Raw genomic sequence first — 12,576 nt, forward strand, 5'->3', positions numbered from 1 at the left:
ATATAACAACGATCCACCCTGGGGCATCACATTCTTCTCCTGGCCCGGCCTGCGCAGGGAATGCCGGCGGGATAACAGAGAGAGAGCTGCAGGTGAAGACGACACTGCAACGCTTAAGCCTTGCATTGCCGCTGGCCCTGGCCTTGGCCCTGACAAAGAATGCCTCGGCAGCAACGCAAGGCGAGTTATTCGACCAGATCACCGACCGGGCTCGACAGCTCGCCGCCGAGCCCTATCAGGAGCCCGAGCCGTCACTGCCCACCGAGCTGGTAGAGATGGGATACGACCAATATCGGGAGATCCGCTTTCGCCCGGACCAGGCTATCTGGAAGGACGAGGGGCTCTTCGAGGTACAGCTGTTTCATCCCGGCTTCCTCTATACCGAGCCCGTACGCCTGAACCTGGTCGATGACCAGGGAGAGGTGTCCCCCCTGCCTTTTCGCCAGGAACGGTTCCGTTATGACGGCGACGCTTCCCCGCTTGCCGAGCTTCCCCTCGACGACATCGGCCATGCCGGTTTTCGCCTGCACTATCCGCTAAACAGTGGTGAATACCGCGACGAATTTGCGGTATTCCTCGGCGCCAGTTACTTCCGCCTGACAGGGCGAGAGCAAGGCTACGGGCTCTCGACACGCGGACTCGCCATCGACACCGCCACCCCCCATGGCGAGGAATTCCCGGCGTTTCGTGAGTTCTGGCTGGTGAAGCCCGGCCCGGACGATACCCGGATGACCATCCTTGCCTTGCTCGACAGCCCCTCGGTGGCCGGCGCCTACCGCTTTGATATCCGTCCCGGGGAGGACACCATAGTCGATACCGAGGCGCGACTGTTCGCCCGCGAGACAATCGAGAAACTCGGCATTGCGCCACTCACCAGCATGTACCTGCATGGTGAGGTCGGCCGCCACCCCGACGACGACTTTCGCCCCAGGGTCCACGACTCCAGTGGCCTGGCCATGCAGACCGGCGAAGGTGAATGGATCTGGCGGCCGCTGAACAACCCGGAGAACCTCAGGCTTTCTCGCCTCCAGGACCAGGCCCCTGGAGGCTTCGGGCTGATCCAGCGCCAACGTGACTTTCAGGCCTTCCTGGATACCGAAGCGCATTATGAACGCCGCCCCAGCCAGTGGGTACAGCCACTGGAAGCATGGGGGCCGGGGAGCGTGGAACTGGTCGAGATCCCCAGTCAAAGCGAAACCAACGACAATATCACCGCCTACTGGGTGCCCGAGCAGTCGCTCGCCGCCGGCGAGGCTCGCACCTATCGCTATCGGACCCACACCTTCGCCGCCGTGCCCCCCGGGCAAGAGGTAGCGCGGGTGCTGCGCACTCGTCAGGGCTGGGCGGCGGTTCCCGGCCAGGAAAACCCGCCGCCCCACAGCCGTCGACAGTTCGTGGTCGACTTCCATGGCGGCGAGCTGTCGAGCCTCGCTGCGAGTCAACCGGTCGAGCTGTCACTGGAAAGCTCGAGTGGCGAAATCCTCGACCCTCGGGTAGAGCGTCTTCCGGGGGGCGAGGCATGGCGCGCCACCTTTCGCCTGGCCCCCGATAAGGACCAGCCGGCCGACATGCGCCTGTTTTTGACCCTGAATCAACACCGCCTGACGGAAACCTGGAACTATGTCTGGTACCCCGATGCGCTCCGCTGATCCCTGCTCCCCGGCCGACTCGACACCGCCGCCCTGGCGCGGGACGCGCCGCCTGCTCTTTGCCCTGCTCTTCGCGGGGACCGTCGCCCTGGGTGTCTGGGCCATGTTTCGGATCCTGATCGTGGGGGGTGTGTCTCCCCTGGAGCTCATCATCCTGGGGCTATTCACGATCACCTTTGGCTGGATCACCATCGCCTTCTGGAGTGCGGTGATCGGCTTCATACTGACGCTAACCCGTCGCGACCCGGTAGCCCTGTCGAGACGCCGGTCGGTGGCTTCCCCCTCCGGCACTCGGTCGCGAACCGTCTTGGCCATGCCGATCCACAATGAGGACGTGGCCCGGGTGGTCGCCGGCCTGGAGGCCACCTGCCGCGACCTGCCCAATGACGCCCCCGAGCGGCAGATCGAGGCCTTTATACTCAGTGACAGCACCGACGACGCCATCATCGCCGACGAGACGGCCCAGGTAGCCGCCCTCCAGGCACGGCTGGCCAGGCAGTGCGACGTGCATTATCGCCATCGCAACAGCAACGTCGGCCGCAAGGCCGGCAACCTGGCCGAGTTCTGCCAACGCTGGGGCCGCCGCTACGATTTCATGCTGGTATTGGATGCCGATAGCCTGATGACCGGCGCCAGCATCGTCTCGTTGATCGATGCCATGCAGGCCAATCCACGCCTGGGGCTGCTGCAAACGGTGCCGATCCCGGTGCGTCAGGACAGCCTGTTCGGTCGCGCCAACCAGCTGGCTGCCTCTCTTTATGCGCCCATGCTGGCGGCGGGATTAAGCTTCTGGCACGCCGATGCCGCCAACTACTTTGGCCATAACGCCATCCTGCGAACCCGAGCCTTCATGGAAAGCTGTGGGCTGCCCGACTTGCCGGGCGACCCGCCACTGGGGGGCGAAATCCTTAGCCATGACTTTGTCGAAGCCGCCTTGCTGCGCCGGGCCGGCTGGCAGGTCCAGATGCAGACCGACCTCGCCGGCAGCTACGAGGAAATGCCCAGCCACCTGCTCGACTTCGCCAAGCGCGACCGACGCTGGGTTCAGGGTAACCTCCAGCATCTGCGCCTGCTCTTCGGGCGAGGCCTGCACGCCATGAGCCGCCTGCATTTCCTGTTCGGCGCCCTGGCCTACATCGCCTCGCTGATCTGGCTGGGGATCCTGGCGGTCAGCACGGCAGACGCCCTGACCCGCGCCCTCACCGAGCCGAACTTCTTTACCTCCGGTGCCCAACTATTCCCCGACTGGCCCCTCGCCCCTCCCCCCCTGATCATGCCTCTGTTGGCCGGCACCCTGGCCATGCTGCTGATGCCCAAGGTGCTGGGGCTGATACTGGCACTGAGGCGACGTCCTGCGGAGTTCGGCGGGCGCTCTCGTCTCGCGGCCAGCGTGCTGTTGGAAGCCCTCTTCGCCATGCTGATCGCGCCCATGATGATGATATTTCACAGTCGATTCGTCATCGGCGTGCTCGGCGGACGCACCGTGGCCTGGGATCCTCAGTCGCGCGAGGGGCGCGCCGTTCCCTGGCAAGAGGCCTGGCGTCATACCTGGCAGGCGACCCTGGTCGGGCTGCTCTGGGCCGTCATTACCTGGTGGTACACCCCCGTCTTCTTCTGGTGGCTGACACCGGTATGGCTGGGACTCCTGCTGTCCGCGCCGCTGGTGCGCTGGAGCAGCAGCCTGACCCTGGGGCATGCACTGCGCCGCGCCGGCCTGCTGCTGGTGCCCAGCGAGACGCACCCTCCCGTGGTCCTTCGCGAGCTGGCGAGACAACCAGCCGCGACCGGTCAGGCCTCCCTTGTGCCACCACCGGAAGAGCTTCCCGACGAGATGCCGATACAGTCCTTCTCGGCGTTCGACCACCAGGCCTCGCGATACACGGAGAGGCATAACACACCGGCCCGCCGCCGAAAGGTGGCAAGGAAACGCTAGGGTGCTAGAGTAGAAGGCTCGCTTGACGGGGTGCCGGTGGAGCCGGCTGAGATCGCCATATGACAGTCCATCATTGTCATCACGGCGAAGCCCGTTGAACCTGATCCGGCTAGTACCGGCGTAGGGATCAAGCGGTAGCATGGCCACTTCCTGCCCCCTACCCGTCCCTGCGCCCCACTCCGGATCACCTTCCCTGACCGGAGGCATGATGAGCTACCAGTTTGACGACCTGACCCAGGCTTGCCACGACGACTGGCGCGCCTATATCGAACACGACTTCGTGCGTCAGCTGGCCGCCGGCACCCTGCCGGATGAGGCGTTTCGTCACTACCTGAAGCAGGACTATCTGTTTCTGATCCATTTCGGGCGCGCCTACGCCCTGGCCGTCTACAAGAGCCGCGACATCACCGAGCTGCGCCATGGCCTCGAGGGCCTCAAGACCATCATCGATGTCGAGCTTGGCCTGCACATTGACTACTGTCGTGAATGGGGCATCTCGGAGGCCGACCTGGCCGGCTTGCCGGAAGCCAGGGCGACCATGGCCTATACCCGCTATGTACTGGATACCGGCAACCGCGGCGACCTGCTCGATATGCACGTGGCCCTGGCGCCCTGCCTGGTGGGCTATGGCGCCATCTCCCGGTGGCAGGCCAAGCAGCCCTTCACCGTACGCGGAGACGCCAACCCCTTCGAAAAATGGCTGCAGATGTATGCAAGTGACGAGTTCCAGGCCGCCATGCACGACGAGATCGCCTGGCTCGATGCCCGCCTGGCCGACGTCACGCCCGAGCGTTTCGCCCAGCTGACCACCATCTTCCGTGATGCCACTCGCCTGGAGATCGACTTCTGGCAGATGGGGCTCGACCAGAGCCTCTAAGGCCTTCGCCTTCCTCCACGTCCATGATGCAGAGTGCCCCGCTGCCTGGGCAGCGGGGCACTCCTTATCCGGCTCGTATCAGTCACGCTCAGAAACGATAGCGCACCCCTACGCTGGCCGCGTCGAAGGTATATTGATCTTCGTCCAGATAGCGAATGTAGTCGGCACCCAGGGACACATTGGGCGCCACATCGAATTCGGCACCGGCGCCGTAGGAGAAGCCGGATTCACTATCGACATCACCGTCCACCTCGGTCATGCCGGCCAGGCCATAGAGGCGGAACTCCTGGGAGACCGGCAGGATGCCCTTGGCATAGAGGCCCACCAGGGAGTCCAGTTCGACGGCGCCATCGGAGCCGCCACCCCCCAGATGGCCTTCCACGGCGAGGTAATCATTGAACTGCAGGCCGCCGTTGACCCGCAGGCCCACGCTATCACGGCTATCGGCAGGGCCATCGGGCTCGAGCTCCCAGAACATGGCGTCACCGCCCACATAGCCCTGGGGATAAACGAGCTGCTGAGCCTGGGCGGCGGTTGCACCGGCGGCAAGAAAGACGGAAGTCACAGCGGCGATGGTAAGAGTCTTCATGGCGCACTCCTTATTAATGAACACTGTTTCCTAACACCAACAAGTGTGCTCGCTCTACGACGATGTATCAAGTGACAAATGTGCAAAGTTCCACTACGCGACGTCGGCGAATGACGACATACCGTTGCCAGCACCTCCCCGCTATACTGATTTTTCAGGGTCTTCGACGCCGGAAAGGATTCAGGAATGCGCCACTGGTTGATTGCCAACACGAAAGCCGGCGGCGGCGACCGCGGGGCCGACTTCTGGGCGCCGCGCCTCGAGCGTGCCGGTATCACGCCTCTGCGGGTACGCGACCTGGCCGGGGAGAACTGGGACAAGGACCTCGAGGCCGGCGATATCGTGCTGGTCGCCGGCGGCGACGGCAGCGTCAACCGGGCCGCCCGGGCATGCCTCGAGCGTGGCGCCATTCTCGGCATACTGCCCTCCGGCACCGCCAACGACTTCGCCCGTAACCTCAACCTGCCGGAAGCCCCGGACGCCCTCTGCCGGGTGATGGCCAGAGCCCGGGTAGAGCGAGTCGATGTCGGCTGGCTCGATGACCAACTGTTTCTTAACGTGGTGCATATCGGTCTCGGCACCCTGCCCACCACCCAGGCCTCCACGCGTCTCAAGCGCTGGCTCGGCCGCTTCAGCTATGCCGCCATGCTGCCGCAGCTGAGGCGCCTGGGGCTCATGCGTGGTTTCACGGCCAGCATCGAGACGGATAACCAGCGCAGCGAAGAGCGCTGGCTATCCTTGGCCATTGCCTCGGGGTCCTTCTTCGGCGGCGGAACCCGGGTACCCGGCGCCTCGCCGCGCAACGGCAAACTGACCCTCGTCGCCGTGCGTCCCCGACCCTGGTGGCAGCTGCTGCGCACCTTCCTGGTCACACGCCTGAGCGGCAAGACGCCAGCAGATGACGACAGCGTGCTGCAGGTCAACACAGCCGCCTGCCGAATCCAGATGACGTCCAGGCGCCGAGTGACCGCCGACGGCGATCTGCTGGGGAAAGTCAGCGAACTACAGGCCCGCATCGACAAGGATGCCCTACGGGTGATTACCGGCAGCTGACAGGCCCCTTACCCCTTGTTCGACAATCCCAGTATCACGATGCCCACCAGGACCATGCCGCCGCCCATCAGCTGCACGGGGGATAGCGTCTGGCCGAGTATCAAGTAGCCAAGTACCAATGCCGCCACCGGCTCCATGTTCAGCGCCGGCGCATTACTCGCCATGTTCAGGCGGGGCACACTGATAAACAGGATGGAGAAGCCCACGCCGTAGAACAGTCCGAGCGCGGCAAGCCCCCAGGCGCCAGTGGCGCTCTGCGGCAGATCCATGCCACCCGGCACCAAACCAACGGCGCCCGCCGCCAGCATGCTGACCAGCACCGTGAGCATGGTCAGCAGACTGCGCAGGGTGCTGCCTACCCCGGCCAGGCGATGCTCGGTAATCCATAACGCCCAGGAAAAGACAAACGCGGCGGCAAGCCCCAGCCCCAGGCCTAGAAACCAGTCGGGCCCCATGGCAGCGGGGTCGGCGATCCAGGTCGGCACATCGAGCACCACGACCAGGCCGACGAGAATCACCCCCATGATCAGCGCCGTCCGGGCCGTTGGCCGTGGGCCGCCCATCGCCCAGCTGATCAGGGCCAGCTGGATCGGCAGAGTATTCATCAGCAGCAGCGCCACCACCACTGGAATGCGTGCCACCGCCGAATACAGCGAGAGGCTCTGCACGACGACCAGCAGTCCCACCAGTAGCTGCCAACCCGCGGTACCAGCCGGCAGGCGCAGTGACTTGCGCTGCAGTAGCACCAGGGCTCCGAGCACCACCACGGCCACCAAGGAGCGCACCAGAATCGCCAGCAGCAACCCGGTGCCTTCATCGAAGGCGACGCGCGCGGCGACATGATTGGTGGCAAACAGCGTGGCCACGCTGCACAGCAGCATGATGGCCAGCGGACGGGATAACATGGTGACTTTCGACATGGGGCTTCCTTGCACGAACAATAGGGCAGCAGGCTCTTCGATCCAGAATATGACGCGCGTCAAGTCATGGCACTGCCGGTGGCAAACCACCATGTTAGCCTAACGTCTCATCCTTTCCACGAGGCTCTTCGATGCGCGACCCGGTCCTGGTGATCAACTGTGGCTCCTCCTCCATCAAGTACGCCCTGGTGCCGGATGATCCGTCCCTCCCACGCCAGTCAGGCCTGGCCGAGCGACTGGGTGGCACCGATGCCCGCCTCAAGGGCGTGGATGCCGACGGCCGCGAGTTTTCTCAACCCCTGCACGGCGCCGATCATGACGAGGCCATGTCGGTGATTCTGGAGGTGCTGAACGGCCCGGCACCGGCAGCGGTGGGCCACCGTATCGTACACGGCGGCGAGCGATTTACCGCTGCCACCCGAATCGACCCCGCCGTACTGCGTGCCATCGACACCACCGGCGACCTGGCACCGTTGCACAACCCCGCCAACCTGGTAGGGGTACGCGCCACCCTGGCCCTGTTTCCCGAACTGCCCCAGGTCGCGGTCTTCGATACGGCCTTCCACCAGAGCCTGCCACCGCGGGCCTATCGCTACGCCCTGCCTCAGCACCTCTATGCCCGGCACGGCATCCGACGCTACGGCTTTCACGGTAGCAGCCATGCCTATGTCAGCGGCCGTGTCGACCACCTCAGCACTCGCGCCCATGGCGGCTGGCTGATTGCCCACCTGGGCAACGGCTGCTCGACCTGTGCGGTGTGGCAGGGTCAGAGCCAGGATACCAGCATGGGGCTGACGCCCCTGGAAGGCCTGGTCATGGGCACCCGCAGCGGCGACGTCGACCCCGGCCTGCATGCTCACCTGGGCCGCCAGCTCGGCTGGTCGCTGGAGCGTATTGACACCCTGCTCAACAAGGAGAGCGGTTTGCTCGGCCTCTCCGGGCTCTCCAACGACATGCGCCGCCTGGAGCAGGCCGCCGCCGAGCATCATAGTGGTGCCGAGCTCGCCCTCGAGGTGTTCTGTTATCGCCTTGCCAAGTCTCTGGCCGCTCTCTCCTGCGCCCTGCCCCGGCTCGATGGCATCGTCTTCACCGGCGGCATCGGCGAGAACGCCAGTGCCGTGCGTGCACGAGTGGTGGAGGCCCTGCCCCACTTCGGGCTGCGTCTCTCGGCGACCGCCAACGCCGCTACCGTGGGCGGCCATGAAGGGCGCATCGATGCCAACACCCCTGGCCCCGAACTGTGGGTGATTCCCACCGATGAAGAGGGCCAGATCGCCTTCGAGACCCGCCAACTCCTCAACGAGACACCTGCATGAACGCCAGTGCGACACGCCCCGCTCCCCGCACCCTATTACTGGTACCCACCGGCACCGGCGTCGGTCTCACCTCGGCCTGCCTGGGCCTGATTCGCGCCCTGGATACGCTGGGCCTCAAGGCCGGCTTCCTGCGCCCCTTCCGTCAGGATGAGTTCAACGGACCCGGCCCGGACCGCTCCACGGCACTGGCCCGCACGACCCTGGGGCTCACGCCGCCCGAACCGCTGTCTCAGGCACACCTGGAACGACTCCTGCGCGACGCCCGCATCGCCGACCTGATGGAGGAGGCCGTCGCCCGTCACACCCAGGCCGCCGACAGCGAAAACGACGACCACCCGGACCTGATCGTCGTCGAGGGTCTGGTCGCCAGCCCCCGGAGCAGCTATGCCGGCCAGCTAAATGCCGAGCTGGCGCGCGCCCTGGACGCTCGCGTGATCCTGGTGGCCGATGGCGACCTCGAGAATCCGCGCCAGCTGGCAGAACAGCTCGACCTTCATGCTCAGCCCTTCGATGGCGTTCGCTCTGCCCGCACCCTGGGGTGCATCCTGATGCGCGTTCGCCCTCTGCCTGCCGCGGCCAGCAGTCCCTCGCTGGCCGCGCCGGAGCTGGCCGCAAACTGCAACGGTGAGCTTGCCGATACGCTGCGCGAGTATCTTCCCGCCCTGGACGGCCAGCAGTTCCGTCTGATCGGCGCCGTCCCCTGGCACGACGCCCTCTCCGCTCCCCGCGTCCTCGATGTGGCCCGTGCACTGGATGCCCGGTTCCTGCATGAAGGCGATGCCGCGACCCGCCGCGTCATGGGCACCAGCCTGTGCGCTCGCAGTGCCTCCCGTGCGCTGCACGCCTTCAAGCCCGGACGTCTGGTCGTCTCTCCCGGCGATCGCGACGACATCCTGCTGGCCGCCGCACTCTCCACCATGAACGGCACACCGCTGGCCGGGATACTGCTGACCCATGGCGACCGGCCCAGTGAGTCGATGGTGGATATCTGTCGTCCCGCCCTGCGTACCGGCCTGCCGGTACTGTCGGTCGACTCGGACAGCTTCGATACCGCCAAGCGCCTCGACCGCATGGCCAATGATATTCCCATCGATGACGCCGAACGCGCCGAGCAGGTGACTCGCTTCGTCTCCAGTCATCTGGATCTTCACTGGCTCAAGGAAACCCTGAGTCGAGGCTACCCACGCCGGCTTTCACCCGCCGCCTTCCGGCACCAGCTGGTCCTGCTGGCCCAGCAGGCCGACCGGCGTATCGTGCTGCCCGAAGGCAGCGAACCACGCACCGTGGAGGCCGCCGTGATCTGCCAACAGCGTGGTATCGCCCGCTGCGTCCTCCTCGGCAGGCGCGAAGAGATCGAGGATGTCGCCCGCCAGCGCGGCATCACGCTGCCCGAGACACTCGAGATCATCGACCCCGACAGCATCCGTGCCCACTACGTGGCCCCCATGGTGGAACGCCGGGCCGGCAAGGTGAATGCGCTTACCGCCGAGGCTCAGCTGCAGGACAATGTGGTGCTCGGCACCATGATGCTGAGCGAGGATGAGGTCGACGGCCTGGTCTCCGGCGCGGTGCATACCACCGCCAATACCGTGCGCCCCGCCTTCCAGCTGATCAAGACCGCCCCGGATTACCGCCAGGTGTCGTCAATCTTCTTCATGCTGCTGCCCGAACAGGTCGTGGTCTATGGCGACTGCGCGGTCAATCCCGACCCGGATGCCGCGGCCCTGGCCGAGATCGCCATTCAGAGCGCTCGTTCGGCAGCGGCCTTCGGCATCGAGCCCCGGGTGGCGATGATCAGCTACTCCACCGGCGCCTCCGGTTCCGGCGCCGACGTCGAGAAGGTTCGTCAGGCCACGCACCTGGCCCGTGAACGATCGCCCGAGCTGTGCATCGATGGCCCGCTGCAATACGATGCCGCCGCCATCGAGAGCGTGGGCCGCCAGAAGGCCCCCGATTCGCCGGTTGCCGGTCGCGCCACGGTATTCGTGTTTCCCGACCTCAACACCGGCAACACCACCTACAAGGCGGTACAGCGCAGCGCCCACGTCGTCAGCGTCGGCCCCATGCTGCAGGGGCTCAACAAGCCGGTAAACGACCTCTCGCGTGGCGCCCTGGTCGACGATATCGTCTACACCATTGCCCTCACCGCCATCCAGGCGGCTCAGGCCGGCTGATTCATCGCGACGACATTCGACAGCCGCGGCGACTGGCCGCGGCTCGCCAATGGGAATATGCTGGATGTACCAGAGCCTTCGCCCCCGAAGGCTAGAACCAATACGGAGAGAGAGATGCCCGGCTTGCTTCCCGATGTCGACCCCGATGGCCTGCTGGAGTATTCGGTGGTCTATACCGACCGCTCGCTGAACCATATGTCGGCGCGCTTTCAGGAGGTAATGCGTGATATCTCCACGCACCTCAAGAAGGTCTACCACGCCCATAGCGCGGTGATCGTGCCGGGCAGCGGCACCTTCGGCATGGAGGCCGTCGCTCGGCAGTTCACCAAGAACCGGCGCACTCTGGTGCTGCGCAACGGCTGGTTCAGCTACCGCTGGAACCAGATCCTCGAGATGGGCCAGATCACGGGCGACGTCAACGTGCGCAAGGCCCGTCGGCTCGACGAGAATGACGCCACGTCCCCGTTCGCGCCGGCACCGCTGCAGGATGTGCTCGACGCGATTCACGACGCCCAGCCCGATATCGTCTACGCACCCCACGTCGAAACCGCCTCGGGCATGATGCTGCCCGACGACTATATCCGTCAGGTGGCCGATGCCATCCACGAGGAAGGCGGCCTGCTCGTGCTCGACAGCATTGCCTCCGGCACCATGTGGGTCGACATGCAGGACCTTGGCATCGACGTGCTGATCAGCGCCCCGCAGAAGGGGTGGAGCTCCTCTCCCTGCTGCGCCATGGTGATGCTGTCACGGCTGGCCCGCGAAACCATCGAGGAAACCACCAGCACCAGCTTCGCCTGTGACCTGAAGAAGTGGCTTACCGTCATGGAAGCCTACGAAAACGGCGGGCATGCCTATCACGCCACCCTGCCCACCGATGGCCTGGTCAAGCTGCGCGAGGTCATGCTCGAAATGGACCAGTATGGCCTCGACAAGCTCCGTGAAGAGCAGCAGGCACTAGGTAGCGGCGTACGCGAACTGCTTGCCGAGCATGGTTTCAAGAGCGTGGCCGCCCCCGGTTACGAGGCGCCCGGTGTGGTGGTCTGCTACACCGACGACCCGGGCCTGGTCGGCCGCTTCGCCGAAGAGGGGCTGCAGATTGCCGGAGGCGTACCGCTGATGTGCGATGAAGGTGACCAGTTCCAGACCTTCCGCATCGGGCTGTTCGGCCTGGAGAAGCTTCACCAGCACCAGCGGGCCATCGACAACCTGCGCCAGGCCCTGGAGAGAATCGCCGAGCCGACCCAACCCGAGGCCGACGAGTCCTAGCCCGCGATCGAGCGGCATGGACGGCCAGCGGTTCACCCACCGGCCATAATACGCACCATCAAAACGGGCGGCCCTGGGGCCGCCCGTTTTGATGGTTATCTATCGTCGAGACAATCAGGCGGCACCGTAGCCGCGCGGCACATAGCCCAGGTTGTTCTCGACGTCCTTGACCCCGGCAGTGTTTTCCGCCGCTACCTGCACCGCCATGCTCTCCGTGTTGCTCTCTACCAGGCCCCAAAGCTCCACCTTGCCTTCGCTGACGATGACGTTGATGCGACCCACCAGCACGCCTGTATTGACGTCGATCTCCTTGCGGATCGCCTCACGAATCCTGCGATCATCCGTGCTGACCTCTGGCTCCTGACCGGCCATGGCAAACCCCTGGAGCAGATTGGCACGACTGACGATACCCACCAGCTTGCCGTTGCTGACGACAGGCACCCGCTTGATGTGATGCTTTTCGAGAAGGCGCGAGATCCGGGCCAGCGGCATGTCCTCGTCGATGGTAAGCGGTTCGGGCGTCATGATCTCATAGGCGCGTCGCCCATGAGTCTTGACGTACTCGGCGGGGTCATTGACCGCAAATAGCCGCAGCCACCAGGATTTGCTGCGCTTGTCATCTTCGACGCGTCGAATCAGGTCGCCTTCGCTGACGATACCCAGCACCTGGCCGGCGTCACTTACCACCGGCACGGCACTGATACCGTGTTCCACCAGCAAGCTGGCGATCTCGCGCACCTCACTGTCACGGCTTACGGTGATGACGTTACGGGTCATGATATCGGCAGCTTGCATC

At 64.9% G+C, this 12,576-nt stretch carries 10 protein-coding genes and 1 riboswitch; of the genes, 7 read left to right on the top strand and 3 right to left on the bottom strand.

Translation table 11 applies throughout. The features are described from left to right. Positions 1-92: 92 nt before the first annotated feature. The 3 genes from Q358_RS0107785 to tenA all read left to right on the top strand — a co-directional run bounded on the left by Q358_RS0107785 (position 93) and on the right by tenA (position 4,459). Positions 93-1,649: an OpgD/OpgG family glucan biosynthesis protein gene (locus Q358_RS0107785; protein ID WP_043487858.1), complete on the top strand. Its 1,557-nt coding sequence runs from the start codon at positions 93-95 to the stop codon at positions 1,647-1,649. After that, positions 1,621-3,582, top strand: a complete 1,962-nt coding sequence (mdoH, locus tag Q358_RS0107790) for a glucans biosynthesis glucosyltransferase MdoH (protein ID WP_027961536.1) — start codon at positions 1,621-1,623, stop codon at positions 3,580-3,582. The genes Q358_RS0107785 and mdoH overlap by 29 nt, the downstream gene beginning before the upstream one ends. Positions 3,583-3,598: 16 nt before the next feature. Continuing rightward, positions 3,599-3,726, top strand: a riboswitch (TPP riboswitch). Between the two features lie 64 nt (positions 3,727-3,790). Beyond that, positions 3,791-4,459 (top strand): thiaminase II, encoded by a 669-nt coding sequence (gene tenA / locus Q358_RS0107795; protein ID WP_027961537.1) that lies wholly within the window; start codon positions 3,791-3,793, stop codon positions 4,457-4,459. 88 nt (positions 4,460-4,547) lie between these two features. On the opposite strand, the gene Q358_RS0107800 is transcribed toward tenA, so the two are convergent. Continuing rightward, the gene (locus Q358_RS0107800) at positions 4,548-5,048 is read right to left on the bottom strand and encodes a porin family protein (RefSeq protein ID WP_027961538.1); all 501 of its coding nucleotides are present in this window, start codon (positions 5,046-5,048) and stop codon (positions 4,548-4,550) included. Between the two features lie 186 nt (positions 5,049-5,234). On the opposite strand from Q358_RS0107800, the gene Q358_RS0107805 reads away from it, so the two are divergent. After that, positions 5,235-6,101 (top strand): diacylglycerol/lipid kinase family protein, encoded by an 867-nt coding sequence (locus Q358_RS0107805; RefSeq protein ID WP_027961539.1) that lies wholly within the window; start codon positions 5,235-5,237, stop codon positions 6,099-6,101. Between the two features lie 8 nt (positions 6,102-6,109). On the opposite strand, the gene Q358_RS0107810 is transcribed toward Q358_RS0107805, so the two are convergent. Then, positions 6,110-7,021 carry a DMT family transporter gene (locus Q358_RS0107810; protein WP_027961540.1) on the bottom strand — a complete coding sequence of 304 codons (912 nt, stop codon included), beginning with the start codon at positions 7,019-7,021 and terminating at the stop codon, positions 6,110-6,112. Between the two features lie 131 nt (positions 7,022-7,152). Between Q358_RS0107810 and Q358_RS0107815 the strand changes: the two genes are divergently transcribed. The 3 genes from Q358_RS0107815 (at position 7,153) to Q358_RS0107825 (ending at position 11,780) form a co-directional block, all read left to right on the top strand. After that, entirely contained in the window at positions 7,153-8,337 is a 1,185-nt protein-coding gene (locus Q358_RS0107815; RefSeq protein ID WP_027961541.1) for an acetate/propionate family kinase, read from the top strand. Next, positions 8,334-10,511 carry a phosphate acetyltransferase gene (pta, locus tag Q358_RS0107820; protein ID WP_027961542.1) on the top strand — a complete coding sequence of 726 codons (2,178 nt, stop codon included), beginning with the start codon at positions 8,334-8,336 and terminating at the stop codon, positions 10,509-10,511. Before Q358_RS0107815 ends, pta begins: the two co-directional genes overlap by 4 nt. Before the next feature lie 114 nt (positions 10,512-10,625). Continuing rightward, positions 10,626-11,780, top strand: coding sequence for an aminotransferase class V-fold PLP-dependent enzyme (locus tag Q358_RS0107825; protein ID WP_027961543.1), 1,155 nt, complete (start codon positions 10,626-10,628; stop codon positions 11,778-11,780). Positions 11,781-11,894: 114 nt separating this feature from the next. On the opposite strand, the gene Q358_RS0107830 is transcribed toward Q358_RS0107825, so the two are convergent. Next, complete coding sequence (locus Q358_RS0107830; protein WP_027961544.1) at positions 11,895-12,575, bottom strand: CBS domain-containing protein; 681 nt, start codon at positions 12,573-12,575, stop codon at positions 11,895-11,897. Between the last annotated feature and the right edge of the window lies 1 nt (position 12,576).

The sequence above is a fragment of the Halomonas halodenitrificans DSM 735 genome (assembly GCF_000620045.1).
In the GTDB taxonomy this organism is placed as follows: domain Bacteria; phylum Pseudomonadota; class Gammaproteobacteria; order Pseudomonadales; family Halomonadaceae; genus Halomonas; species Halomonas halodenitrificans.